20 protein-coding genes are annotated in these 25,064 nt (G+C 72.5%); 11 read left to right on the plus strand and 9 right to left on the minus strand.

Annotated elements, in window-relative coordinates:
• The first annotated feature begins 91 nt into the window (after window positions 1–91).
• Together SMD20_RS25135 and SMD20_RS25140 are read left to right on the plus strand one after the other, a co-directional pair.
• Window positions 92–2,728 carry a bifunctional glycosyltransferase/CDP-glycerol:glycerophosphate glycerophosphotransferase gene (locus SMD20_RS25135; protein ID WP_329585288.1) on the plus strand — a complete coding sequence of 879 codons (2,637 nt, stop codon included), beginning with the start codon at window positions 92–94 and terminating at the stop codon, window positions 2,726–2,728.
• Entirely contained in the window at window positions 2,725–3,786 is a 1,062-nt protein-coding gene (locus SMD20_RS25140; protein ID WP_329585291.1) for a glycosyltransferase, read from the plus strand. Before SMD20_RS25135 ends, SMD20_RS25140 begins: the two co-directional genes overlap by 4 nt.
• A 7-nt stretch (window positions 3,787–3,793) precedes the next feature.
• On the opposite strand, the gene SMD20_RS25145 is transcribed toward SMD20_RS25140, so the two are convergent.
• From SMD20_RS25145 to SMD20_RS25155, 3 genes are read right to left on the minus strand one after another with little or no spacing between them, the layout of a single operon-like run.
• Window positions 3,794–4,834, minus strand: a complete 1,041-nt coding sequence (locus SMD20_RS25145) for a sulfotransferase family protein (RefSeq protein ID WP_329585293.1) — start codon at window positions 4,832–4,834, stop codon at window positions 3,794–3,796.
• Between the two features lie 22 nt (window positions 4,835–4,856).
• Window positions 4,857–5,708, minus strand: coding sequence for a CDP-alcohol phosphatidyltransferase family protein (locus SMD20_RS25150; RefSeq protein ID WP_329585296.1), 852 nt, complete (start codon window positions 5,706–5,708; stop codon window positions 4,857–4,859).
• Between the two features lie 48 nt (window positions 5,709–5,756).
• A complete protein-coding gene (locus SMD20_RS25155) occupies window positions 5,757–7,202 on the minus strand; it encodes a glycosyltransferase family 2 protein (protein WP_329585299.1) in 1,446 nt (481 codons plus the stop codon).
• Between the two features lie 150 nt (window positions 7,203–7,352).
• Between SMD20_RS25155 and SMD20_RS25160 the strand changes: the two genes are divergently transcribed.
• Window positions 7,353–7,844 (plus strand): GNAT family N-acetyltransferase, encoded by a 492-nt coding sequence (locus SMD20_RS25160; protein ID WP_329585301.1) that lies wholly within the window; start codon window positions 7,353–7,355, stop codon window positions 7,842–7,844.
• Window positions 7,841–8,884, plus strand: coding sequence for a pseudaminic acid synthase (gene pseI, locus SMD20_RS25165; protein ID WP_329585303.1), 1,044 nt, complete (start codon window positions 7,841–7,843; stop codon window positions 8,882–8,884). The genes SMD20_RS25160 and pseI overlap by 4 nt, the downstream gene beginning before the upstream one ends.
• Here pseI and SMD20_RS25170 read toward each other — a convergent pair.
• Window positions 8,877–9,851, minus strand: coding sequence for a PseG/SpsG family protein (locus SMD20_RS25170; protein ID WP_329585305.1), 975 nt, complete (start codon window positions 9,849–9,851; stop codon window positions 8,877–8,879). The two genes, pseI and SMD20_RS25170, sit on opposite strands and share 8 nt — an antisense overlap.
• A complete protein-coding gene (locus SMD20_RS25175) occupies window positions 9,848–10,585 on the minus strand; it encodes a cytidylyltransferase domain-containing protein (RefSeq protein ID WP_329585307.1) in 738 nt (245 codons plus the stop codon). The genes SMD20_RS25170 and SMD20_RS25175 overlap by 4 nt, the downstream gene beginning before the upstream one ends.
• A gap of 83 nt (window positions 10,586–10,668) precedes the next feature.
• On the opposite strand from SMD20_RS25175, the gene pseB reads away from it, so the two are divergent.
• Both pseB and SMD20_RS25185 read left to right on the plus strand, forming a co-directional pair.
• A complete protein-coding gene (gene pseB / locus SMD20_RS25180; RefSeq protein WP_329585310.1) occupies window positions 10,669–11,646 on the plus strand; it encodes a UDP-N-acetylglucosamine 4,6-dehydratase (inverting) in 978 nt (325 codons plus the stop codon).
• The gene (locus SMD20_RS25185) at window positions 11,646–12,770 is read left to right on the plus strand and encodes a DegT/DnrJ/EryC1/StrS family aminotransferase (protein WP_329585312.1); all 1,125 of its coding nucleotides are present in this window, start codon (window positions 11,646–11,648) and stop codon (window positions 12,768–12,770) included. The genes pseB and SMD20_RS25185 overlap by 1 nt, the downstream gene beginning before the upstream one ends.
• A gap of 48 nt (window positions 12,771–12,818) precedes the next feature.
• Here SMD20_RS25185 and SMD20_RS25190 read toward each other — a convergent pair whose 3' ends face one another.
• The 3 genes from SMD20_RS25190 to SMD20_RS25200 form a co-directional block, all read right to left on the minus strand.
• Window positions 12,819–14,705, minus strand: a complete 1,887-nt coding sequence (locus tag SMD20_RS25190; protein ID WP_329585315.1) for a glycosyltransferase family 2 protein — start codon at window positions 14,703–14,705, stop codon at window positions 12,819–12,821.
• A gap of 73 nt (window positions 14,706–14,778) precedes the next feature.
• Window positions 14,779–16,653: a hypothetical protein gene (locus tag SMD20_RS25195; protein WP_329585318.1), complete on the minus strand. Its 1,875-nt coding sequence runs from the start codon at window positions 16,651–16,653 to the stop codon at window positions 14,779–14,781.
• The gene (locus tag SMD20_RS25200; protein WP_329585321.1) at window positions 16,650–17,513 is read right to left on the minus strand and encodes a hypothetical protein; all 864 of its coding nucleotides are present in this window, start codon (window positions 17,511–17,513) and stop codon (window positions 16,650–16,652) included. The genes SMD20_RS25195 and SMD20_RS25200 overlap by 4 nt, the downstream gene beginning before the upstream one ends.
• A gap of 137 nt (window positions 17,514–17,650) precedes the next feature.
• On the opposite strand from SMD20_RS25200, the gene SMD20_RS25205 reads away from it, so the two are divergent.
• Both SMD20_RS25205 and SMD20_RS25210 read left to right on the plus strand, forming a co-directional pair.
• Complete coding sequence (locus SMD20_RS25205; RefSeq protein WP_329585324.1) at window positions 17,651–17,899, plus strand: acyl carrier protein; 249 nt, start codon at window positions 17,651–17,653, stop codon at window positions 17,897–17,899.
• 959 nt (window positions 17,900–18,858) lie between these two features.
• Window positions 18,859–19,692 carry an SDR family NAD(P)-dependent oxidoreductase gene (locus SMD20_RS25210; RefSeq protein WP_329585327.1) on the plus strand — a complete coding sequence of 278 codons (834 nt, stop codon included), beginning with the start codon at window positions 18,859–18,861 and terminating at the stop codon, window positions 19,690–19,692.
• Window positions 19,693–19,759: 67 nt separating this feature from the next.
• On the opposite strand, the gene SMD20_RS25215 is transcribed toward SMD20_RS25210, so the two are convergent.
• Complete coding sequence (locus SMD20_RS25215; RefSeq protein WP_329585330.1) at window positions 19,760–20,098, minus strand: hypothetical protein; 339 nt, start codon at window positions 20,096–20,098, stop codon at window positions 19,760–19,762.
• A gap of 133 nt (window positions 20,099–20,231) precedes the next feature.
• Between SMD20_RS25215 and SMD20_RS25220 the strand changes: the two genes are divergently transcribed.
• From SMD20_RS25220 to SMD20_RS25230, 3 genes are all read left to right on the plus strand, one after another.
• Entirely contained in the window at window positions 20,232–21,515 is a 1,284-nt protein-coding gene (locus SMD20_RS25220) for an AMP-binding protein (RefSeq protein ID WP_329585332.1), read from the plus strand.
• Between the two features lie 70 nt (window positions 21,516–21,585).
• Window positions 21,586–22,611 (plus strand): LuxE/PaaK family acyltransferase, encoded by a 1,026-nt coding sequence (locus tag SMD20_RS25225; RefSeq protein WP_329585335.1) that lies wholly within the window; start codon window positions 21,586–21,588, stop codon window positions 22,609–22,611.
• A gap of 598 nt (window positions 22,612–23,209) precedes the next feature.
• Window positions 23,210–24,289: an acyl-CoA reductase gene (locus SMD20_RS25230; RefSeq protein ID WP_329585337.1), complete on the plus strand. Its 1,080-nt coding sequence runs from the start codon at window positions 23,210–23,212 to the stop codon at window positions 24,287–24,289.
• Window positions 24,290–25,064 lie beyond the last annotated feature (775 nt).

Consider the following 25,064-nt stretch of genomic DNA (forward strand, 5'->3'; position numbering starts at 1 on the left):
TTCGGCAAATACTCCATCAAGTCCGGACACTTCCCGCAGCTCGGGGGCAGGGCCCTCCCCGCAGATGGTTCGACCAGCGGGGGGACTTGGGATGCCGGACTGCAGCGTGGTCGTCATCACGTACAACGACGCCGCCCGCCTGCCCAGGGCCGTGCGCTCCGTGCTCCGCCAGTCGCTGCGCGACCTTGAAGTAATCATCGCCGACGACGCGAGCACGGACGGCACGCCGGAGGTGGCCGCGAGCCTGGCCGCGCAGGACCCGCGGGTGCGCTACGTGCGCAGGAAGGTCAACAGCGGGCACTGCGGGGCGCCGCGCAACGACGGCGCGGACGCCGCGGCGGCCCCGTACGTCATGTTCCTCGACAGCGACGACGAGCTGCCCCGGCACGCCTGCAAGAGCCTGCTCGCCGAGATCGAGCGCACCGGCGCGCAGTTCGTCTCGGGACAGATCTCCCGCCTGTACGAGACCAACGGCAAGCTGCGGCCGTACTACCCGTCGCTGTTCGCCCGCCGCCGCGTGGTGGCCGGCATCCGCGAGGACCCGGAGCTGTTCCTCGACTCCTTCAGCACCAACAAGCTCTACGACGTGGCCTGGCTGCGCGAGCGGGAGCTGCGCTTCCCCGAGGACCTCGACTACGAGGACCACGTCTTCGCCGCCGACCTGTACGCCCTCGCCCGCCGCTTCGCGATCGTCCCGTGGACGGTCTACCACTGGCACCGCGCCTGCGACGGCGTCTCGATCTCGCTGAGCGTCGACGACCTGGACAACGTCCGGCAGCGGGTCCTCGCCGCCCGCAGGAGCGACGACCGGCTGCGCGCCCACGGGGCCGGCGACCTGGTGCCGCACCGGCAGCGCCGCTTCGTCCGGCAGGACCTGCGGGTCTACCTCAACCCGCTGCCCTCCCGCGACCTGGTGTGGGTCAAGGAGTTCGCCTCGATCGTCCGGCCGTACCTGGCGCGGATCCCGGCCGAGGTGATGGAGGAGGCCGCGCCCCTGGAGCGGGTCTGCTGCCGGCTCATCCTCGACGACCGGATCGAGGACCTGCGCATCGCGGCCGGCTCGCTCACCGGGCAGCGGGCCGCGCCGCGGGCGGCGGTACGGCTCGACGGGCGCACGTACTGGGGGACGACGGTCTCCCCCGGCCTGGACATCACCCCGCTGCGGCTGGCCGAGCTGCCCTTCGCCGCCGCCCGGCTGCGGCACGAGGCGAGCGAGCTGGTCCGCGACGGGGACCGGGTGCGGATGACCGTACGCACCTTCGACCCGTTCGGCGCGCTGCCGGCGGACTGGACGGCGTTCCTGCAGGCCGGCAGGGAACGCGTGCCGATCAGGCCGGAGCCGTCGGGCGAGGGCGGCTACGTCTGCGAGGTCGCCTTCACGCCTGACGGGAAGTGCGAGCCGAGGATCGGCTTCACCCGCGTCTCCGACGGGCACACCACGACCGACCGGATCATCGTGGACCCGCGCCTGCGGCCGATCGAGCTGCCCGGCGGCCTGGTGCAGGCCGAGGGGCACGCGGCCTACCTGTGCGTACGGGCAACACGCACCCGGCGGCGGCCGCGCGAGCGGCTGTGGCGGAGGTTCGTGCGGCAGGTCGGCACGCCCCGGAACAAACTGCGGGCGTACAAGGTGCTCGTCAAGGTGCTGCGCCCGCGTCCGGACCTCGCCCTGTTCGAGTCCGACGTCGGCAAGGGCTGCTGCGGCAGCCCGCGCGCCATCTACGAGGAACTGCGCCGCCGCGACCTGCCGATCGAGGTCGTCTGGTCGCTGGCCAAGGGCCGCAACGACGCCCCGCGCGGCGCCCGGCGGGTACGGCGCGGAAGCTGGCGCCACCTGTGGACGATGGCGCGGGCCGGCATCTGGGTGGACAGCCACGGCTTCCCGCTGGACTACCCGAAGCCGCGCGGCACCCGCTACCTGCAGACCTGGCACGGCCAGGGCATCAAGTCGATCGGCTTCGACGCGCCCGACCTGCGCGCCGACTTCGACCGGCCGCGCGCCCAGTGGCGCGCGGCAGTGGCGCGGTGGGACGCGCTGGTGTCGCCGAGCGCGGAGTTCTCCCGCATCTTCGTGCCGTCCAACGGCTACACCGGCAAGGTCTACCGGTACGGGACGCCGCGCTGCGACGCCCTGGTGCGCGGCGAGCCGACCGGCGACGTACGCGGGATCCTGGACCTTCCGCCGGGACGGCGGGTCCTGCTCTACGCGCCCACCTACCGCGACCGGGCCATGGGCAGCGGCCAGTCCGTACGGGCCGACCTGGAGCTGCTGGCCGAGGAGCTGGCCGGGGAGTGGGTGGTGGTGCTGCGCACCCATCCGGTGGAGCGCTACGAGACGCCCGAGCACCTCAGGCACTTCGTCCGCTTCGCCGGGCGGTATCCGGAGGTCAACGACCTGATGCTGGCCTCGGACGCGCTGCTCACCGACTACTCGTCCCTGATGTGCGACTACGCGATCACCGGCAGACCGATGGTGTTCTACCTCGACGACTGGGACGACTACCGGCTGTCCGAGCGCGGCGTCTACCACGACCTGCCCGCCATCGCCCCCGGCCCGTGCGTCACCACGACCGAGGAGCTGGTGGACGTGCTGCGGCGCCTGGACGAGGAGCACGCGGCTCACGCCGCACGTTACGCGGCCTTCCGCGAGCTGTGGTGCGCCGACGAGCGCGGCGACGCGGCGGCGCGGATCGTCGACGACTTCTTCCGGGTGGGGGCCCGCCGATGAGCCGCGTCGTCTTCGCCTGCGTGGACGCCGACACGCTGGGCGGCATCCAGCAGGTCACGCACACCCTCGCCCAGGGCCTGGCGGGGCGCGGCCACGAGGTGCACGTCATCGGCCTGCACCGGGCCCGCTCCCCGTTCCGGTACGTGGACCGCCCGCGCTACCACCACCACGTGATCAGCCGCGCCGAGCCCGGCAACCGCCTGGCCCGCGTCCGCGCCGACCGGCGGCTGCGCCGGCTGCTCGGCCGCATCGCGCCGGGGTACGCGGTGATGACCTCGCCGTCCGCGGTGATCCGGGTGCGCGACCTGCTGCCCGCCGGGTTCCGGTCGATCGGCCAGTACCACGGCTCCTACGACCACGCCCGCGGCTGCTGGCACCTGGGCTCGATCAGGAAGCACTACGCCGACCTCGACCAGGCGGTCTTCCTGAGCGAGGACGACGCCTGGAGCTTCGCCGAGCATGCCCTGCTGCCGAACGCCCGGGCGCTGCCCAACCCGCTGGCCCGCTGGCCGGAGCGGATGGCCGCGCTCGACGTCCCCCGGGTGCTGGGCGTCGGCCGGCTGGAGGGGGTCAAGCGGTTCGACCGGCTGATCAGCGCGTTCGCCCGTTCGGGCCTGCCGGAGCCGTGGGAGCTGCACCTGATCGGCGACGGCGGCGAGCGGGAGCGGCTGCGCGCGCACGCCGGGCGGGAGGGCGTGGCGGGCCGGGTGGTCTTCCGCGGCCTGGTCCCGGCCGCGGACATGTCCGCCGAGTACCTGGCGGCGTCGGTGCTGGGGCTGACCAGCGAGCACGAGGGCCTGCCGGTCGTGCTGCTGGAGTCGGGGGCGCACGGGGTGCCGTCGGTGGCCTTCGACGTCTCGGGCGGGGTGCACGCGGCGGGCCAGGTGCTGGTGCCGCCGGGGGACGTGGACGCCTTCGCGGCCGAGCTGGGCCGGCTGGCGGACTCGGTGGAGGAGCGGCGGCGGCTGGGGGCCGACGCCCGCGCACGGGCCGAGGCGTTCCGCCTCGACCACGTGCTGGACGACTGGGAGCGGCTGTTCGCCCACGTCGATCGCTGAATCGACGCTAGATGGCGGGCTCGGTGATCTCGGTGCGCTGGCGCGGGACGCCGGCCAGCGAGCGCTGGCGCGTGGTCAGCATGGCGGCCACCGGGCTGGGCTCGCGCAGCCGGTTGAAGCGGTCGCGCATGTGCTTGCGCATGCGGCTGGCCTTGCGCTTCTGCATGGTCTTCTGGGCGGCGATGATGTGCTCCTTGGCCGGCCTGGCCGCGCCGGTCAGCTCGTAGCCCATGGACTCCAGGCGGTCGCCGAGCATGTGCTCGCACAGGGAGATCTCCCAGTCGTCCAGCCGGTTGGCCCAGCTCCCGACGCGGCTGCGGATGACCTCGCCGTGCGTGTTGCTGTGCCAGACCTTGTGCTCGGGCACCGCGACGCTGGCCGCCTCGCGCGGGGAGATCATCGAGGCGGAGAAGTCCTCCTCCAGGAAGTGGCAGAGCTTCTTCAGCTCGGTCGCGGGGTCGTCGGTGAGGTCCTCGTAGCGCAGCTCGTAGTAGGTGTCCTCGGGCAGGGTGCGCTTGAGTTTGATCCCCGCGTCGATCGCCTCGGCCCAGGTGGAGACGGCGTGGAAGGAGTCCAGGGTGTACCAGGGCATCTCCTTCAGCGAGGCCACGCAGTCGCGGCCGTCCCTGATGAGGTGGACGAACTGGGCGTCGGGGAAGAGCCGCAGCAGCATGTCGACCTGCTTGACGTAGCTCGGGCGCTTGTCGCCCCAGCGGGCCTTGTGGAAGCGGTCGGCGTACATGCGGAAGGCCGTGCCGATCACGGAGCCGAGCGAGCCGGGGCCCTCGACCGCCTGCTGGACGAACTCGTCCTTGTCGATCTTGAGCTCGCGGAACTTGGTGCTGCGGTCGGTCGCGATCCACTGCGCGAGCGCCCTGCGGCGCGAGGCGATCCGCAGGTCGCCCCAGGCGCGGCGGCGGTAGTAGGCGGGAACGAGGAAGCGGGTCTCGGGCGGCACCGCCATGTGCGGGTGCGAGTGCAGCATGAGCTGGAGCATCGTGGTGCCGGAGCGCGGGCATCCGATGACGAAGACTGGCCTGTCGGACATTTCGTACTAACCCCCGAAAAACTTAGACGAGAACGTGCTCTCGGCTCTCCCGAGAGGAGGCGACGGCGTGCCTGCGCGTGAAGCGCCACATCCGGTAGACAAGAAAGACCTCGTTGGCCAGCAGCAGCACCCCGGCCGCCGCGGCGAGCGGGATCAGCGCCCATGCCCCCGCAAGAGGCGCGATCACGAACACCGCCGCGTGGAACTCGATGCCGCTGATCAGGTGCGAACGCACCCGGTGCCGGGCCAGGAACCTGTTCAGCCGGCGGAAGAAGCCGGACGGGCGCGGGACCCGCTCCAGCGGCTGGGTGTCATCGTCCAGCTCCGGCGGCCCCATGGGCTCCAGTGCCGGTCCCAGCGGCTCCGCCGTCCCGTGCGCCACCCCCTGGCGCTCGTCCCTGACGGCCTCGCGGACCCGCTTCATCTGCGGCGCGTTGACGTACCTGAACAGGTCCAGCACGGCCACCCCCGCGCCGAGGACCACGTAGCCGACCTCGCCGGTCAGCGCGTACTGCCCGTACGCCAGGCCCGCGGCGCACAGCACGACCCTGATCCGGTCCCCGACGTAGTCGAGCCAGAGGCCGAAGGGCGTCCCCGTGCCCTTCAGCCGGGCGATTTTGCCGTCCACGCAGTCGATCATGAAGCTGAGATAGAAGACCGCGGCGCCCGCTACGAGCTGGTTCATAGCGAAACAGGTGGCCGACGCCACACCGAGGACCAGCGAGAGGACGGTCAGCCCGTTGGGCGTGATCCGGGTGTGGTTGGCGACGGGGAGGGCGACCCGGCAGGCGACCGGGTCCACGAAATACACGGTCCACCAGGAGTCTCTCCGCTTGCGTGTCTCGTGGACGTCATCGAGCGAATAGGTCCTCATGCAGACCAGCATGAACACGGGCCGCGCTCCGGCGATTACTGTCTGGAACTACTGGGGGATGTCCTGGCCGGTTCTTGACCAACCCGGCACGGTGAATCGCCACGTCCCCCCGGCCTCGCCGTCCCTGCACCAGCCCTTCAGCACCAGGCCGCGGGTCTCCGTACGGGCCTGGAGCCGCCAGACCGGCCCGCCGCCCGCCAGCCTGGCCGGGTCGAACGCGGCCACGAACCCGCCGCGGCCCGTCCTGCTCACCTCCAGCGGCACCTTGCGGCGGCCGTCGCTCAGCCACAGGTTCACGCGGTCGATGCGCCGGTCCACGCGGTGGACGGCCAGCTCGCCGCGCACGCGGTACTCCGCGCCCGTCCACTCGCAGGAGTCGACCCTGGCCAGCAGCCTGAGCTCGTCGCGGGCGTCGAACACCTCGTCCGGGATGCGCAGCCGGCGGTCGCGGAAGAACGGGTAGTCGCCGTACCAGCCGGTGGTGCGCCAGCCGCGCGGCACCACGCGGGTGCCGGACTCGGCGCGGGCGCGGCGGAAGTCGCGTACCTTCCGCAGCTCCGCCACCAGCCCCCTCGTCATCAGGTGCAGCTCCAGGCGGCGCAGCGACGGCGCGGTGGCCACCGCCCGCGGCCCCAGCTCGGCCACCCAGGCGCGGGCCAGGTCGAGCAGCGGGCCCGGCTCCGCGCACCTCTCCAGCGCCTGGAACAGGAAGAGGATGTCCTTCTCCAGCACCAGCGCGTCGAAGCCGTCGAGCAGCTCGGGCGCCCGCTCGTCGAGGAAGGCGCGCACCGAGCGGATGGCGGCCAGGCGCTCGTTGAGGTTGGACAGCTCGTTGCGGCGCTGGGTGATCGAGTCCTCCCCCTCCTCGCGCCGCCGCCAGTGGTAGACCACCTCGCCCAGCATGTCCACGCTGCCGGCCAGCACGTGGGCCTGCATGGCGACCGGCACGTCCTCGTAGATCCCGGCGGGGAAGGTCAGCCCGGCGCGCTCCCAGAAGTCCCGCCGGTAGACCTTGTTCCACACCGTGCGGTCGCGCACCAGCACCTGCTTGTCGGTGATGTGCGTGCACAGCACCGGCCGCCTGAACACCTTCTCGTGCAGCGTGGACTCCTCCAGCACGCCGTCCACGAGCCGCCCCACCGCCCCGCAGGCGAGGTCGGAGCCGGTCTCGGCGAGCTTGGCGACCATCCGCTCGTACGCCTCCGGCGGCACGACGTCGTCGGCGTCGGCGAAGGCCAGGTACGTGCCCCGCGCCAGCCGGATCCCGGCGTTGCGGGCCGGCCCGGGGCCCTGGTTGCGCTGCGTGACCAGCACGAACCGGGGATCGGCGGCGGCGAAGTCCTCGGCGACGCGCCTGCTGCCGTCGGCGGAGCCGTCGTCCACCATGACGACCTCCAGGTCGTCCAGCGTCTGGACGGCGAGCGACTTCAGGCACTCGGTGATGTAGGGCTCCACGTTGTGGAACGGGACGATGACGCTGAGCAGGGGGATCATGGCCGATGGGGCTCCTTGACCTCGCGGGAGTGCGTTCGAGGGCAGCATGCCGCGCCGCCCGCGCCGGGGACGCGCGCCTGAAGAGCTCTTTACCGGCGGCGCGATCGGCTACGTTGAGCATCAGGACGGGCACGAACGGTAGGGGGCGGAATGCTTCGCGGCGCGCACGACGACGACCTCCCGGCCATGCGGCGCTGGCGCAACCACCCGCGGGTGCGCGCCGCCAGCTTCACCACGCACGAGATCGGCGCCGACGAGCACGCCCGCTGGTGGGCGGCCGTCCGCGCCGACGCCACCCGCCAGGTGCTGATCTACGACCACGACGGCGTCCCCGCAGGCGTGGTCGCCTACTCCGGCCTGACGCCCGCGAGCGCCGACTGGGGCTTCTACCTCGACCTCGACGGCCTCGAACGGTCGGGCGCGCTGCTGCGGGCCTGGGCCGGGCTGGAGCGTGCGGCCATCGCGCACGCCTTCGGCCCGCTCGGCCTGACGGTCCTGCGGGGCGAGGTGCTGGCCGACAACGCGCCGGTCAGGTCGCTGCACCGGCGCTTCGGCTTCATCGAGGTCGCCGCCTACCGCCGGGACGTCGACGGGGTGCCGCGCGACGTCGTCGCCATCGAGCTCAGGAGGGAACACACATGATCTCCATCGCGGGCCGGGCCATCGGGCCCGGTCATCCTCCGTACGTCGTGGCCGAGCTGTCCGGCAACCACAACGGCAGCCTGGAGCGGGCCCTCGCCATCATCGACGCGGTGGCCGACGCCGGGGCGCACGCGGTGAAGCTGCAGACGTACAGTCCGGACACGCTGACCGTCGACGCCGACGGGCCGGCGTTCCGGCTGGGCGACGCGCACTCGCTGTGGGGCGGCGAACGCCTCTACGACCTCTATCAGCGGGCCCGCACTCCGTGGGAGTGGCACGAGCCGCTGTTCGCGCGGGCGCGGGAGCGGGGGCTCGCCGCCTTCTCCTCGCCGTTCGACCCGACGGCGGTCGAGTTCCTGGAGAAGCTGGACGTGCCGGCGTACAAGATCGCCTCGTCCGAGCTGGTGGACCTGCCGCTGATCCGGCTCGCCGCGGCCACAGGCAAGCCGCTGATCATCTCGACCGGCATGGGGACGGCCGGCGAGATCGGCGCGGCCGTGACCGCCGCCAGGGAGGCGGGCTGCACCCGGCTCGCCGTGCTGGCCTGCACGGCCTCCTACCCGGCCGCGCCGGCGGAGAGCAACCTGCGGGCGCTGCCGCTGCTGGCCGCGCTCACCGGCGAGGTCGTCGGCGTCTCCGACCACACGCCCGGCATCGGCGTGCCGCTGGCGGCGGTGGCGCTGGGGGCGTGCCTGATCGAGAAGCATGTCACCCTGGCGCGGGTCGACGGCGGGGTGGACGCCGCGTTCTCGCTGGAGCCGGCCGAACTGGCGGCGCTGGTGACGGAGAGCGCGCGGGCCTGGGAGGCGCTGGGCGAGCCGGTGCTCGGGCCGCGGCCGTCCGAGCGGGAAGGGCTGCGCTTTCGCCGCTCCCTCTACGTGGTGCGTGACGTGCGGGCCGGGGAGGAGGTGGGTCCTGGCAACGTTCGGTCGATCCGGCCTGCCGGGGGGTTGCCGCCGGACGCGGTGCGCGAGGTGACGGGGCGGCGTTTCGTCCGCGACGTGCCGAAGGGCACGCCGCTGACCTGGGACCTCATCTGACCAGAGCTAGGAGCGCGTCCGCGACGCGCTCCCTGCCCCGGCCGTCCACCAGCCCGCCGCCCCGGCGGCCGTGCTCCTCCCGGACGGCCGGGTCGGACAGCAGGCGGGCCAGGACGGCGACCGCCTCGGGGCCGGGCGCGGGGCCGAGCCCCGCCGCCACGCCCCTGCCCACCAGCTCGTCGTAGCCGATGAGCTGGTTGTCGGCCACCCAGCTGAGCGCCGTGGGCACGCCGAGGTAGAGCAGCTCCCAGATGGCCGAGCCCGCGGCGGTGACCACGAGGTCGGCCGCGGCCATCAGCTCCGGCAGCCGGTCGGTGGGCGGGATGACGGTGATCGACGCCCCATCTGCCAACGGGGCCGGGAACGGGGCCGGGCTCACCACCGTGGCGGTGAACGGCATGCCGGTCGCGCACAGGGCCTCCGCCCAGGCGGGGGCGACCCCGGCGGCGTCGGTGCCGCCGAAGAAGCACAGGACGTCCGGGACGCGGTCGGGGCGGCGGGGGGCGCGGGCGCGTCGGCGTACGCTGTCGCGCAGCAGGACGTAGCGGGCGCCGGCCAGCACCGGCCCGGCGGGGAACGGGCGGCGTTCGGCGCCGAGGTTCTGGTCGAGGTAGAGGTCGGCGTGCTGGCCGAGCGGGTCGCCGTCGACGACGGCGAGCACGGGCAGCCCGTGACGGCGCAGCTCCTCGCCCGTGCCGGGCGGCAGGTGGTAGGAGTCGAGGACGACCGCGTCCAGCCGGAGCGCGCGGGCCAGCGCGGCCGGCGACTCGGGGGCGGGGGTGAGCGGGAGGACGCGCTCGCGGAGCTGGGCGAGCGCCCAGGGCGAGTCGCGCACCGCTCCCAGGAAGACCGGGCGCGCGCCGCGCGAGCGCAGCTCCTCGGCCAGGGCGACGCAGCGGACGAGGTGGCCGACCCCGCTGCCCGCGCCCGCGTCGCAGCGGATTCCGACGCGCGGCCCGGCGCTCACGCGTCCTGCAGCGCCTTCTGGCGTACGTGGGCGTTGAGCCCGCACACCTCGGGGCGGGCGCGCAGCCAGCTCACCAGCGCCCGCATCGGCACGCAGCGGTCGCCGAGCTCGCTCACCACACGGGAGATGAGCAGCCAGTCGTCCTCGGTGTCGAGCGTCAGCCGGAGGTCGGCGGCGACCGGCTGGTAGGCGAGCCCGAGCAGCCGGGCGTCGCCGGCGGCCTCGGTGTAGATGTGGGAGGTGACGTGGACGCGGTGGTGGGCGACGGCCTCGCGGTCGCAGCGATCCAGCGCCGCCCGCGCGATGATCTCGACGTCGAGACCGCGCGGCAGGGTGCGGGCCAGGCTCGTGCTGAGGTAGTCGAGCCCCGGGACGGCCTGGAAGACGAGCGCGGCCTCCCTGACGACCGTCGGGTCGAGCAGCGGGCAGTCGGCGGTGAACCGCATGACGGCCTCGCTGGGCCGCCCCTCCAGCGCCTGCGTGAACCGGGTGAGCACGTCGTCGACCGGGCCGCGGTGGCAGCGGACATCGAGCGCGGCGCACTCGGCGGCCACCGCGTCGTCCTCGGGGAGCGTGGTGGTGGCGACGATCAGCTCGTCGAGCGCGGCCGACTCACGGGCCGCGCGGACCACCCAGCCGAGCACCGACCGGCCACCGTCGCCGAGTTGTCGGAGCACCTTGCCGGGCAGCCGGGTGGATCCCATCCTGGCCTGAACGATTCCGACAATACGCACGAAAGCCCCATTCCCCCGTGTGACAGTGCGTCATAGGCCGATCGCGTTATGCTACCGCCCGGCACACGATTTCAGGGGGCGACGTGAGCATTCTCCATGGGTCGTCGATGTTGATCACCGGGGGCACGGGGTCTTTCGGAAAGGCCTTCATCCGCCACGCGCTCGACTCGGTCGGGGTGCGGCGCCTGGTGGTCTTCTCCCGCGACGAGCTCAAGCAGTACGAAGTGCGCCGGCTCTTCGCCGACGACGAGCGGCTGCGCTGGTTCATCGGCGACGTCCGCGACCGCGACCGGCTCACCAGGGCCATGCACGGCGTCGACCACGTCGTGCACGCCGCCGCGCTCAAGCAGGTCGACACGGCCGAGTACAACCCGTTCGAATACGTCCGCACCAACATCGCCGGCTCCCAGAACGTGGTGGAGGCCGCCATCGACTGCGGCGTGCGCAAGGTGGTGGCGCTGTCCACCGACAAGGCCTCCAGCCCGATCAACCTCTACGGGGCCACCAAGCTCGTCGCCGACAAGCTGTTCGTCTCCGCCAACCACTACGCCGCCGCCCACGAGACCCGCTTCTCCGTTGTCCGCTACGGCAACGTCGTGGGCAGCAGGGGCTCGGTGATCCCGCTGTTCCAGCGCCTCGCCGAGCAGGGCGACAGCCTGCCGATCACCGACAAGCGCATGACCCGGTTCTGGATCACCCTCGACCAGGCCGTCCGGTTCGTCGTCGACTCCTTCGAGCTGATGCAGGGCGGCGAGCTCTACGTCCCGCGCATCCCCAGCATGCGCATCACCGACCTCGCCGAGGCGCTGGCGCCGCAGAGCCCCCTCTACGAGGTCGGCATCCGGCCCGGCGAGAAGCTGCACGAGGAGATGATCGGCCCCGACGACGGCCGCCGCACACTGCGGCTGGCCGACCGCTACGTCGTGCAGCCCACGATCGCCACCTGGGGCTACCGCCCGCCGCAGAGCGGGGAGCTGCTGCCCGAGGGCTTCGCCTACCGCTCCGACACCAACGACCAGTGGCTCTCCGTCGACGACCTGCGCGACATGGTGACCGGCTGATGCTCCCCTACGGACGGCACTCCGTCGACGAGAGCGACGTGGCGGCGGTCACCACCGTGCTGCGCGGCGACTGGCTGACCACCGGGCCCGCGGTGGCCGCGTTCGAGTCCGAGCTGGCGCGCTGGACCGGCGGCGTGCCGTGCGTGGCGGTCACCTCCGGCACCGCCGCGCTGCACGTCGCCTACGTCGCGGCGGGCGTGCGGCCGGGCGACGAGGTCATCACCACGCCGCTGACGTTCGTGGCGACGGCGGCCACGGCCGCGCTGCTCGGCGCGCGGGTGCGCTTCGCCGACGTGCAACCCGACACCGGCAACCTCGATCCCGACGCGGTGACCGCGCTCGTCACCGGCCGCACGCGCGCGGTCACCGCCGTCGACTACGCGGGCCATCCCGCCGACTACGACCAGCTCCGGGAGGTCGCCGAGCGGGCCGGGGCGCGGCTGATCGCCGACTCGGCCCACTCGCTGGGGGCCGCCTACAAGGACCAGCCGGTGGGGTCGCTCGCCGACCTCACGACGTTCTCGTTCTTCCCCACCAAGACCGTGACCACGGCCGAGGGCGGCGCGGTCGCCGCGGCCGACCCCGAGCTGCGGCTGCGGGCCGCCCGCTTCATGAACCACGGACTCGTACGCGAGCCGGCCGCGCAGCGCGATCCCGGCGTGGGCGGCTGGCACCAGGAGGTGCACGCGTTCGGGCTCAACTACCGGCTGCCCGACGTGCTGTGCGCGCTCGGCGTCAGCCAGCTCCGGCGGCTGGCCCGCTTCCGCGAGCGCCGCGCCGAGCTGGTGGCCCGCTACAACGTGCTGCTGCGCGACGTTCCCGGGCTCACGCTGCCCGCGCGGCGCGCGTACGTGTCGCCGAGCTGGCACCTCTACCCCGTGCGCGTCCGCCACGGGCGGCGGCGCGAGGTCTACGACCGCATGCGGGCGGCCGGCATCGGCGTGCAGGTCAACTACATCCCGGTCTACTGGCATCCGGTGTTCGAGGATCTCGGCTACCGGCGGGGCATGTGCCCGGCCGCCGAGGCCTACTACGCCGAGGAGCTGTCGCTGCCGCTCTTCCCCGACCTGACCGACGCCGAGCAGGACCACGTGGTCGACACGCTGGCCGCGATCCTGCGTTAGCGCTCGTACTCGTCAGCGCTCGTGCTCGTCAGCACTCGCCAGTGCTCGTCAGCGCTCGGCGAGCAGCAGGCAGCCGTCCTCGCTCCGGTCCACCAGGAAACGCCGGTCGGCCACCAGGGCGACCGGCCGATGCCCGGTGCGCACCAGCGGGCGCAGCGCCTTGCCCTGGTCGATCACGACCTCCCACCACGACTCCTGGCCCACGCTCTCGTCGAGGTCGGCGAGCGGCACCCTGGCGTGGAAGTCCTGCCCGGCGAGCGTCACCGGGAAGTACATCTCCTCGCCGTCGCTCCTGCGGCGCAGCCGCAGCACCGGCTCGCCGTCGCCGACGTCGGCCAGCTCCCCCGAGAACACCAGGTCGCCGCCGTCCACCCGGCACTCGCCGATGATCACCTCGGCCAGGCGCAGCCGCAGGCCCCAGGCCCCCTTCGCGGTGCGTACCGGCACCACCCACACGCCGGACGCGCGCCGCGGGGCGGGGACGCCGGGCGGCAGCCAGCGCGGCCCGGCCACCCGGCCCTCCAGCCGCAGCCCGCGCCCCCTGAGCTGCAGGCGCAGGTCCCACTGGCCGCGCCGGGTGAGCTGGGCGGCCGAGAGCGCGGCCGGGTCGAAGGCGAAGGCGAACGGGAACACGTGCTGCGGCAGCCGCACCCCTTCCTCCTCCTCGACGCTCTCCCAGACGGGCGCGGACTCCTGGTCGGACAGCCGTACGCGCTCGCCGGTGCGGCGCTCCTCCAGCCACACGAGCACCCGTGCCCGGCGCAGCACGCCGACGTCGAAGCTGCCGACGCCGACCCGGCCCTCGCCCACCAGGGCGCCGCGCCGCCAGCCGAGCTCCACCAGGCGGGCGGCGAGGCCCAGCTCCTCGGTGACGTCCGACAGGCCGCCCGGCAGCCAGGGATGCCAGGCGTGCCAGCGCCTGCGCAGGATCCCCGCCGGCCGTACCGGTGGCCGCAGCCGGCCGTCGCGGGCCTGGGCGTGCACGTCGCCCAGCTCGGGCAGGCGGTGCCCGTGCAGGAGATGGAGCTGCAGCCGGTGCGCGAACGGCACGCTCAGCCACGCCTCGCGGGACACGCCGTCGAGGTAGCGGACGATCAGCTCGACCAACTCGGGATCCGGCTCGCGGCCCATCCCGGCCACGGCCTCGGCCGCGACGCTCATGTCGATGTCCATCGTGTCGCGGTCGAAGGCGGGCTTCAGCCGGGGGGCGCGGCGGGCCAGCAGGTCGGCGGTCTCCAGCACCGACAGCAGGCGGTCGCGCAGGTTGCCCGCCTCCAGGCTGCGCTGGGTGATCGAGGTGCCCGGCTCGTCGCGCTCGCGCCAGTGGTAGACGACCCTGGCGAGGACGTCCACCGAGCGCGCGCCGACGTGGGCGGCCATGGCGACGGGCTGGTCCTCGTACATGCGCTCGGGGAAGCTCAGCCCCAGCCGGTCCCAGAAGGAGCGGCGGTAGACCTTGTTCCACAACATCCGGTCGCGGATCAGCAGCGGGTGGCGGGTGATGTGGGTGCGCCGCTTCGGCTTGGCGAACGCCTCCCGGTGCGCCCACGACGGGACCAGCTGATTGCGGTGCAGGCGCATGACGTTGCCGCAGGCCAGGTCCGAGCCGGTCGCCTCCAGCGAGGCGACCATCCGCTGGAACGCCTCGCGCGGGACCGTGTCGTCGCCGTCCACGAACGCCAGGTAGCGGCCCGTCGCCCGGGCGAGGCCGACGTTGCGGGCCCGGCCCACGCCCTGGTTGGCCTGGATGACGAGGGCGATGCGCGGGTCCTCGGCCTGCCTGGCCCGTACGACGTCCGGGCCGTGGTCGTCGCTGCCGTCGTCGACGCAGATCACCTCCAGGTCGTCCAGGGTCTGGGCGCGGATGGAGTCCAGGCAGGGGCCGATGTACTTCTCGACGTTGTGGAACGGGACGATCACCGAGAGAACCGGCACGTGTACTCCTCGTCGTCGCTGCGTCATCTGTCGTCGTCTGGGTCTGTCGGGTGGTCTGGGGCGTCTTGTCGTCTCAGCCGGACAGCAGGCGGATGACCTTCCTGGCGACCCGGCGCGGCCGGGCCAGGCGGCGCGAGAGCCGGTAGCCGAGTGTGCGCCGGTAGGCGGTCGCCTTCCGCTGGGTCCTGCGCAGCTTTCCCTTGGCCCGTACCAGCTCGCGCTCCCGGTAGGAGAGCTTGGTCTCCAGCCGCGCGATCCTGGCCAGGGCCGCGGTGAGCTGATCCGCCAGGCGGTCGCGGGCGCCCAGCAGGTCCCGGTACGTCGGCGCGTGCCCGGCCGGCTCCGCCGGCTGCCCCAGCTCGGCGTCCAGCTTGCGGGCACGGTCGAGGTCGCCCGGGTCGCAGAAGCGGCCCGCCATGCCGCACAGCGTCAGTGTGAGCTCGTCGGCGTCGAGCGGCCACGGCCACGGGTGGTGGTGGCCGGCCGCCTGGAGGCGTACGGCGAACCGCAGCAGGATCCGGCACAGGACGATCCGGGGATCGGGCGGGGCCGCCGGGCCCTGGAGGTCGCCTATGGGGGCGAACCGGGCGCCGTCGTACACCAGGCTGTCGGTCGCCGCCGCCGCGTCGCCGCCGTCCTCCACCCAGTCCGCCAGGGCGGTCAGCAGCTCGCGGACGGTCGCGGTGTCCTCGCGGGCACACGCCTCGACGAGGATCTCCTCCAGGACGCGGCCGGCGGGGATGGGACGTTCGCCGCCGTCGGGGAGCCGCCTGAGGCCGGTGTGGGTGAGCTCGTAGAGGGTGCCGCCCTCCTGGACGAGGCCGAGGGGCAGTGCCGTGTACGCGCGCTCGTCCGCGTCGGCGTCGCCCCGCTCCTTGGTGAGCAGCGGGGGCCGTACGGTGACGGCGAGCCACGCCGGGGCCAGCTCCTCGCCCAGGCGGTGCCTGAACACCAGGCGGGTCAGGCGCAGCGGGTCCGCCACCAGCATGCGGTCACCGTCCCCGGCGCTCAGCGGGAACGCCAGCGCGTCCGGCAGGTCGAAGGCCAGCGCCTCGCGGGCGAGCAGCGCGCGCGGCGCCTGCCGCGCCGGATAGGCCGCGTAGCAGCGCTGCACGCTCAGCCCCGCCGACTCCAGCGCGGCGTCCAGCGCTCCCGGCCCGCTGGGGTAGCTGGGGTCGAAACCGTGCGGCGCCCACTGGTCGTCGCCGCCGTCGCGGTCGGCCGGGCGCGCCTCCAGGATGCGGTCCACGCCCAGGTCGTTGTGCACGCCGAGCACGAGCCTCCCGCCGGGCGCGACCAGGGCCGACAGGGCGTCGAGCGACTCGGCCCAGGACGCGGCGGGCGCCTCGGCGGAATGCGTCCGCAGCAGGCCGTCGAGCGCCAGCACGAGATCGTACGGCTCGTCGGCGGCGAACGCCTCCAGCCTGCCGCAGAAGACGTCCAGAGCGGGGTGGCGTTCGGCGAGGGCGCAGGCGTCAGGATAGGACCGCACCAGCACAGCCACCCTGCCCGCCAAGGGGGTGAGGGTTGTCTCGTCCGCCGACAGCCCGACTTGGGCGGTGGACGCCTCCCCCACCACGCCGGACTGGGAGGTCAGCGCCTTCCCCGCCACGCCGGACTGAGGGGTAAGCGCCTCCCCCACCACGCCGGACTGGGAGGTGGGCACCTCCCCCACCACGCCGGACTGGGGGGTCAGCGCCTTCCCCGCCACGCCGGCTTGGGCGATTGACACCTCCCCCGTCAGCCCAGCCTGGGCAACCACCTCGTCCACCACCGTCTGCGGGTGTGGTCCGACCAGCAGCACCTTGCCGCTCGCCGGCACCATCCGCCTGATCAGCTCAAGTGCCGCCCCTCGCCAGTCGGTGACGCCGCCGGACATGTCGGCCATATCCGACCACAGCAGCATCTCCCCCCCGACCAACCGGAGGTTCTCGGGTGCCTCGTTCATGCGTACCGCACCCGCTTCCATCCGAACATGCGCCGTAGCTCCTCCGGTGTCGCCTGATACTCGAATCCCAGCTCCCGCCCCGCCACCTCGGCCGCCAGCCCCGGATCAACGCGCACGCCGTGCAACTCGGGCCAGAGCCGCATCCGGCGCGCCGTGCCGCCGTATTCGGGGCGTTCGTCCTCGTACTGCATGGGGTCCCCGTACACCGCGACCTCACAGCCCACGGACGCGCCGTAGAACAGCGCGCTGCCGAGCCGGTTGGAGGCCACCCTGCGGTGACGCCGCAGCTGGATCAGCTGCTTGCGCAGGAAGTCGCGCCCCTTGCTCTCCCAGCGGGAGCCGCGTTCACCATGACAAATAACCCGAAATCCCCGCGATTCATACGCTTGCCGGATGTCCGGATTTGCGAATTCCAGCCAGTAAAGGCAGACCGTTACCGGCCCAGTCTCGACATCTCGGATTTCGGCGGCGAGCCGGGCATGATCGCCCCTGACGGAGCTCTTCTCCCAGCCATGGAAGGGATACCAGATCGTACCCTCGCGTTTTGTGGTGACGCCCAGTTCGGGCTCCAGATGGAGGAGGTAGATCCAGGGCGCGCCGATGAGGTAATGCCCCCTGCGGCCCATCGACCAGCCTCGCCTGCGCAGCACGTCAGACCATACGAAACGCGGATAACCCGGGCTGCACCAGTGGTCGTTCGGCGGGAATCCATGCAGATAGTTCCATCCGTGCTGAAGGAAACCCTGGATGCGTTTCGGCGTCTCGTCCGGCATATCACAGTATCTGCCGATTATGCGCGAGTGCCCGTACCAGTGATTGGATTCGTCCATCATTCCCCCGTAGCGGTTGGCGCGCCCCATGGGACATTCCCAGCCCCGAACATGCCTCACTCGCCGTTATACGGTTCCATTACTCCCGGCGGGGCCTTGGTTTCTCCGGACCCGAAAGTGCCGCTACACTCGGTCGTGGCTTGAGAACAGAGAGTTAGTGAGTGATCATGAGCCATCTCGACCGGTTGCGGGCCGTCTTCCGCAGATCTCTCAACCTTCCCGCCGACGCACCCGTCGACGACCTCGAATACCGCGCCATCCAGCAGTGGGACTCGCTGGCTCACATGGCGCTGGTCGCCGCGATGGAGGACGAGTTCTCCATCATGATCGACACCGACGAGATGATCGACATGAGCTCGTTCGCCGCGGCGGCCGAGCTCCTCGAAAAGCACGGCATCGGCACCGCCGCCGTCTGAGCGCGCCGACGGTACAGGAAGGCGTCGGGGGACGCCACGACGCACTTCGCGACGCACATCGACTCACCTCCGGCTCACCCGGGGGTGTCATGAACCGGGCCAGCCATCGTCCGAGCCATTGGGGGCGGCATGACAACGGACCAGGCAGCGTCTACCGCACACGGGAGGACGCGATGACACCGGACTCAGCACCGGACCTAGGACCGACCGCAGCGCCGGGCTCAGCATCGGACTCAGGACCAGACACAGCACCGGGCTCAGCACCGGACTCCGCGCCGGACCCAGGAGCGGGCACAGCCTCGAGTTCAGCACCAGACCCCGCACTGGGCTCAGCGCCGCACCCAGGACCGGGCACAGCACCAGACCCAGGACCGGACCCAGGAGCGGGCGCAGCGCCGGGCTCAGCATCGGATCCGGTGCCGCACCCAGCGCTGGGCCGGGAGGCGGCCGGGCGCCGCGACCCCGCGCCACCGTTGAGGGACACCGGCGACACCACGGCGACACCGCATGGCGGCAGCCGCGCCACCCCCGTTGCTCCGGCGGCCCGCTCCCAGAGCGCCCCTCCCACCGAGGCAACCTCTCCACACGGCCCCGCCACCGAGACGGCCTTTCCATACGGCTCCGGAGCCGCCGAGCCGACCCCTTCCGGCGGTCACGCCATCACACCGGCGTCTCCCAGCGACCCCGGCACCGAAACAGGGCCCACAAGCGGCCCAGCAGGTGACATCGCTTCCCCGTGCGAGTTCATGGCCGAAGCGACGCTCCCGGGCGAGCCCACCGCCGCGCCGTCTTTCCCCAGCGCCCCCAGCGCGTACGCCATAGAAGGGTCGGCTCTTGGCGGCCCTGCCCCTGTGGCGCCTTCCGAAGACGAAGCAGCGGGCGTCCCACGACCAGAGCCAAGCCGCGACAGCGCCACAGGAGCGACAGCCGCCCCCAGCCCTCGCACCGCCGGCACCGCCATGGACTACGCAACCGCGTGGACCGGCCTCGGCACCCGCCGTACAACAGCCGAGCCCTCCTCCGGCCGCTTCGCGCAGCGGCCCATGAGTGCCACCGCCTCCCCCCGCGTCGTCCTCATCACCGGCTCGACGACTGGGATCGGCCGCGCGACAGCAGCCCGGCTGGCCGCCCTCGGCGACCGCGTCGTGCTCCACGGCCGCGACGAGGAATGCGCCGAGAAGGCCGCCGCCGAGGTGGCGGCGCAGACCGGCGGCCTGACGGACGCCGTCCACGGCGATGTCACCGATCCCACCCTCATCTCGGCCATGATGCGGCGGATCCACCAGCGCCACGGCCGTCTGGACGCGCTCGTCGTCAACGCCGGCATCCACGCCGCTGGTCTGCTCGGCATGGTCCGCACCGAGACTGTCGGCCGCCTCTTCGAGATCAACGCGATCGGCGCGACCCACACGCTGCAGGCGGCGCTCAGGCTCCTGCGACGCGGGACCTCTCCGTCGGTCGTCCTCGTCTCCTCGGTCATGGGCCGCGCTGGCGGCCCGGGGCAGGCCGTCTACTCTGCCTCCAAGGCGGCGCTCATCGGCCTCGCCCTCGCCGCCGCCAAGGAGCTGGGTCGCTCCGGGATCAGGGTCAACGCCGTGGCGCCTGGCTACATCCAGACCGACATGCTGTCCACGCTCGAACCCGACGCCCGTACCGCCACGATCGACGCCACCCCGCTCGGCCGCCTCGGCCGTCCTGATGACGTCGCGAGTGCTGTGGCGTTCCTGCTCTCCCCCGACGCCGACTTCATCACCGGCCAGGTCCTCGGCGTGGACGGCGGTCTCGTGCCATGACAGGAAACGACCAGCTCAACGACCAGCTGGACGGTCGGCCCGACGACCAGCAGCCGCTCCAACCGGCTCAGGGGGAGCCTCCCCAGCCGCCGTCGCCGCCGCATCTGGGGCCTTCTGCGGGCTCGGCCACGTCGAAGGCGCCAGCCACTCCACCGGCAGGGCAGATCACCTCGAAGCCGGCATCCCGACCGGCGGCGGGATCGGGCGTCCCGAAGACTGCAGCCGTTCCGTCAGCAGGACCGGGTGCCCCAAAGACGACGACCGTTCCGTCAACAGGACCGGGTGTCCCAAAGACGACAACCGTTCCGTCAACAGGGCCGGGCGCTCCGAAAGCGGCAACCATCTCGTCAGCGCAGCCGGTGCCGGCGGCGAAGGCGGTCGTCACGCCGGTGACGAAGTTGATCACCACCGGGACGGCAACCATGCCATCCACAGAGCCAGAACCAGAGTCGGAGGCGGGGACAGGAGCGGGTGTTCCGGAGATGGGAGGCGTCCCAGGGGTCGCCGATGGAGGGGTCTTCCCACATCCTCAGGCGCGGGTGATCATCGCCGGGGAGGGGGTGGTGCTCGGAGCCGGCGAGCTGGAACGCCGGATCGTCCGGACGGTCGAGATCCTGGCGCGGTTGCGGCCCGGCCCGCTGTTCTGCGGGATGCGCAACAACCTCGCCTCCGTGCTCCGCTACCTGGCCGCGTTCCGTTCCGGGCGGCCGGTGGCGCTGCTGGATCCCGACCTGTCGCCGGGCACGCTGGCGGAGCTGGCGGCGCGGTTCCGGCCTGCGGCGCTGCTCGGGTTCACGCACGCGGCCGACGGCTCGTCACCCGCCCGCCGCGACACACCCGAGCCGCATCCCGACCTCGCGGTCCTCCTCGCCACCTCGGGGTCCACCGGCAATCCCAAGCTCGTACGCCTGTCCCGCCAGGCCGTCCTCGCCAACGCCGCCGGCATCGCCGCCGCCCTGTCGATCACCCCGGACGAGGTCGCTCCCACGAGCCTGCCGCTGCACTACAGCTACGGACTCTCGGTGCTCAACAGCCATCTGGCGGCTGGCGCGACCGTGATGCTGACGGAGGCGGGGCTGCTGGAGCGATCGTTCTGGGCCCATCTGGACGCGCACCGCTGCACGTCCCTGGCCGCCGTCCCCTATCAGTACGAGATGCTCCGCCGCCTGCGTTACGACCGTGCCGAGCATCCGTCCATCGCCACGCTCACGCAGGCCGGCGGGCGGCTCGCTCCCGAGGTCGCCACCGAGTTCGCCTCGAAGGCGGACCGGTTCTTCGTGATGTACGGGCAGACGGAGGCCACGGCCCGCATCGCCGTCCTGCCTCCGGACCGGCTGGCCGACAAGCTCGGCTCGGTGGGGCGGGCCGTGCCCGGCGGGCGGCTGGAGATCGACGACGGCGAGGTCGTCTACCACGGGCCCAACGTCATGATGGGCTACGCGGAGACCGCCGCCGACCTGGCACGCGGGGACGACCTCGGCGGCGTCCTGCGCACCGGTGACCTCGGGCGGCTGGACGCGGAGGGCTTCCTCCACCTCACCGGGCGGCTCAAACGCATCGCCAAGATCTTCGGCGTACGGGTCAACCTCGACGACGTCGAACGCCTGCTGCGCAACGCGGGCCCGGCCGCCGCCACCAGCGGCGACGACCGGGTGACGGTCTGGGCCGAGGGGCTGGACGCGGCCGGCTGCGCGGGGCTCGCCCGGCGGCTGGGCGCCGAGCTGCGGCTCCACTGGAGCGGCTTCGACGTACGTCCCATCGACCGCCTGCCCCTGCTCGCCACGGGAAAGGTCGACTACCGCTCCCTGGAAGGACGCACGTGAAGACGTCCGGGAGCCGTGCGGCGCGGCCGGCCGTGAGGCGGTGGGGCTCAGTGAAAGTGAGGAGCTCGGGGTGAGCGTTTTCACGTTGCGCGAGGAGGAGCGGGAAGCTCGGCTCGTCAGGGAGCTGGCCGAGTTGACCGAGCGGCATCGGGCGGCGTGCCCGCCGTACCAGCGCATTCTTGACGCGATCGGGGCGAGGCCGCCGTACGAACGGCTGGTGGATCTGCCCTGGCTGCCGGTGCGGTTGTTCAAGACGCACGAGCTGCGCAGCGTTCCGCCGGAGCGGGTGTTCCGGGTGCTGACCTCCAGCGGCACCACCGGGCAGCGGCCGAGCCGGGTCTACCTCGACCGGGAGGCGGCGGCGGCGCAGACACGGATGCTCGCGGCGACGCTCAAGGAGGTCCTGGGCGAGCGGCGGCTGCCCATGCTGGTGGTCGACAGCAGGTCGGTCGTACGCGACGCGACGCTCAGCGCCCGTGGGGCCGGCGTGCTCGGGATGATGAACTTCGGCCGCGACCACACGTTCGTGCTGGACGAGCAGGGGCGGGTGGATGCCGAGGCGGTCAAGGCGTTCCTGGCGCGGCATGGTGGCGGGCGGTTCCTGGTGTTCGGGTTCACCTTCATGGTGTGGCTCTACCTGCTGGATCTGGGCTTGGACCTGTCGCAGGGGGTGCTGATCCACTCGGGTGGGTGGAAGCGGCTCGCTGAGCAGGCGGTGGACAACGCGGAGTTCCGGCGGCGGCTGGAGGCGGAGTGCGGGCTCGTCCGGGTCCACAACTTCTACGGGATGGTCGAACAGATCGGGACGATCTTCCTGGAAGGGCCCGACGGGGACGGCCTCTACTGCCCTGACTTCGCCGACGTCGTGATCCGCGACCCGGAGACCTGGGAGGAGGCGCCGCCCGGAGTGCCGGGGCTGGTCGAGGTGGTCAGCACGCTGCCCACGTCCTATCCGGGCCACGTGCTCCTCACCGAGGATCTGGGCGTGATGCGCGGCGTCGATGACGGGGTCTGGCCGGGGAAACGGTTCGAGGTGCTGGGCAGGCTGCCCCGGGCCGAGGCACGCGGGTGCAGCGACACCTTCGGGCAGCGCTGATGGCGAGCGGAACGCCGCCCACCGGAGAGGAGCCAGCTACCGGGGGAAGGGCGGGCGCCTCGGGGACAACGATCGGGACTACCGGGGCAAGGGCGGGCGCCTCGGGGACAACGGCCGGAACGGCCAGGGCAAGGGCGGGCGCCTCGGGGACGACGATCGGGACTGCCGGGCTGTGGGCGGGTGCCTCGGTGGCGACGCTAGGGACATTCGGAACCGGGCTGGGGCGCACGAGATGGCTGGGACGGCGGCGGGAGTGGCTGGGGTGGCAGGGACGGCTGCGGTGATGTCGAGCGGGATCGAGGGCTCGGGGCAGGGCGAGCGAGGGGGCGACTCCCCCCATGTGCAGGTGTTGTTCCCTGGTGCGGGCGTCGTATCCCTTGTGGATGGGCGGTCTCGTGCGGAGGCCGGGGCTATGCAGGCGGCTGTGCCTGGCGCCGAGGGCATGGGCCTTCGGGAGGGCGCGTCCCTCGGCCGCAAGGCTGGGGCCCATCAGGGCGTGGTGCCGGTTGAGGTGCTGCTCGGTGGGTTGCGGGGTGGAGGACTCGCGGTCGGGGATGAGCGGGTTCGGGGGTTTCTGGCGGCGTTCGGGAAGCGGTTGTTGCGGTCCGCGACGGCGCGGCGGCACCCCGAGCTCGGGTCGCTCGGGTTCTTCCTGCGGCCGAGCGAACTGACGCGCACCCTGGACTCCCTCAACGGCGAGCACGTGCGGGTGCCGCGCGGACTGGTCTTCCACATCCCACCGGCGAACGTCGACACCGTCTTCGTCTACTCCTGGGCCCTGTCGGCGCTCATGGGCAACCGCAACGTCGTACGGCTGTCGCCACGGGCCGGGGCGGTCGCCGGGGTGATCCTGGAGGCGTTGCACGAGGCGTTGGCCGAGGCTGATCCCATCGTGGGCGAGACGCAGCGGATCGTCACCTATGACCGGTCGGATGAGGAGGTGACGGCGGCCTTCTCCGCGGCCTGCGATCTGCGGGTGGTGTGGGGTGGCGACCGTACGGTGCTGGACGTGCGGCGGCATCCACTCGCGCCGCATGCCCGGGAGCTTGATTTTCCCGATCGGTCGTCGTTCGCGGTGGTACGGGCGGCGGCCTGGTTGTGCGCGGAGCGGGCGGTTCGGGTGAACGTGGCCGAAGGGTTCGTCAACGACGCCTACTGGTTTGATCAGGCCGCCTGCTCGTCGCCGCGGACCGTGTTCTGGGTGGGGGCGGAGAAGGACTGCGACGCGGCTCGGGCCGACTTCATCGATCACGTGGCGCGGGTGCTCGATGGGCGCGGGTGGGGCGTGGAGCCGGGGATGGCCGTGGAGAAGCGGGTGGCCACGTACGGGCTGGCCGCCGACGGGGTGGCCGAGAGCGTCGAGTTCCGGGGGAACGCGCTGGCGAACGTGACCCTGGTGGAGGAGACGACGGTTCCGCGGCGGTGGCTGGGGGCCGGGACGTTCGTGCACTGCCGGCTCGGAGGGCTGGCGGAGCTGGGCGCGGTGGTGGAGCGGCGGGATCAGACGATGACGCACTTCGGGTTCGGGCGGGAGGAGTTGGAGGAGCTGGCCAGGGGGTTGGGCGGGCGAGGGGTTGATCGGATGGTGCCGGTGGGGAGTGCGCTCAGCTTTGGTCGGGTTTGGGATGGGGTTGATTTGCCGGTCGAGTTCACGCGGTTGGTGAGCGTCGTTCGGTGATGTTGTTGCGTGACGTCCTTCGGTGATGTCCTTGGGCAGTGCGCTTCGGGGACCTCATTCGGCAACGTCCTTCGGCAACGTCGTCGGGTGACATGCTTCGGCGACGCCTTCGGTGAAGTCGTGTGGGCGACGTCGTTGGGCGACGTCGTTGGGCGACGTGCTTTGCGTCCCTCCGTGAGGGTGTCGGGGGCGCATGTGGAGTGGGGCCGGGTGGGAATGGGCCGGTGGACGGTATGACACGCAGGCGGCGCTCCGCTGAGGCGTTCAGGGTCGTGCCCACTGGCGGCGTCCGATAGGCGGTGACCAGCGGAGTGACCAGCGGGGTGGGCGGCAGGGTGGGCGGCGGTGTCCGGCTCAGGTGCCGACCAGTCGGCTGCCCAGCAGGTGGTCGCCCGGCTGTCCAGCGGGACGGTGGCCCTTGGGGTGGCCAGCGGCGGCGGCTCTTGGGATGGTCGGCGGGCGGTGGCGCCAGCGTGGCGATGTCGGTCCAGTGATGCCACCGCGGTGAGGCAAGCGCGGTGAGGCGTGCGGGGGGCGGAGGGTGGTTGGGGGTTTGGCGCGCGGTCCCCTGGTGGGGCGGCTCCCTGGTTGGTTGCCTGCGCTGACGGTGGGTGTCGGTGTGGTGGTGGTGTTTCTGTGGTGCGGGGTCTCCGTGCGAGACCTGGTCGCGTTCGGGGGGTACCTCGGGGGCGGAGTGGCGCTGCCGGGGGTGCTCTTGTGGCGGGCGTTGACCGGTGGTCGTGCGTGGGCGGGGCTGGAGGAGCTGGCGGCCGGG

This window comes from Nonomuraea sp. LP-02 (assembly GCF_036289125.1).
GTDB lineage: Bacteria > Actinomycetota > Actinomycetes > Streptosporangiales > Streptosporangiaceae > Nonomuraea > Nonomuraea bangladeshensis.

Excerpts from the sequence above, each read along its gene's own strand:
- SMD20_RS25160 (WP_329585301.1), top strand. The coding sequence starts at position 7,353 with ATGCTTCGCGGCGCGCACGACGACGACCTCCCGGCCATGCGGCGCTGG.
- SMD20_RS25205 (WP_329585324.1), top strand. The coding sequence starts at position 17,651 with ATGAGCCATCTCGACCGGTTGCGGGCCGTCTTCCGCAGATCTCTCAAC.
- SMD20_RS25150 (WP_329585296.1), bottom strand. The coding sequence starts at position 5,708 with ATGAGGACCTATTCGCTCGATGACGTCCACGAGACACGCAAGCGGAGA.
- SMD20_RS25135 (WP_329585288.1), top strand. The coding sequence starts at position 92 with ATGCCGGACTGCAGCGTGGTCGTCATCACGTACAACGACGCCGCCCGC.
- SMD20_RS25200 (WP_329585321.1), bottom strand. The coding sequence starts at position 17,513 with ATGGGGCGCGCCAACCGCTACGGGGGAATGATGGACGAATCCAATCAC.
- SMD20_RS25145 (WP_329585293.1), bottom strand. The coding sequence starts at position 4,834 with ATGTCCGACAGGCCAGTCTTCGTCATCGGATGCCCGCGCTCCGGCACC.
- SMD20_RS25195 (WP_329585318.1), bottom strand. The coding sequence starts at position 16,653 with ATGAACGAGGCACCCGAGAACCTCCGGTTGGTCGGGGGGGAGATGCTG.
- SMD20_RS25155 (WP_329585299.1), bottom strand. The coding sequence starts at position 7,202 with ATGATCCCCCTGCTCAGCGTCATCGTCCCGTTCCACAACGTGGAGCCC.
- SMD20_RS25210 (WP_329585327.1), top strand. The coding sequence starts at position 18,859 with ATGGACTACGCAACCGCGTGGACCGGCCTCGGCACCCGCCGTACAACA.
- SMD20_RS25140 (WP_329585291.1), top strand. The coding sequence starts at position 2,725 with ATGAGCCGCGTCGTCTTCGCCTGCGTGGACGCCGACACGCTGGGCGGC.
- SMD20_RS25185 (WP_329585312.1), top strand. The coding sequence starts at position 11,646 with ATGCTCCCCTACGGACGGCACTCCGTCGACGAGAGCGACGTGGCGGCG.
- pseI (WP_329585303.1), top strand. The coding sequence starts at position 7,841 with ATGATCTCCATCGCGGGCCGGGCCATCGGGCCCGGTCATCCTCCGTAC.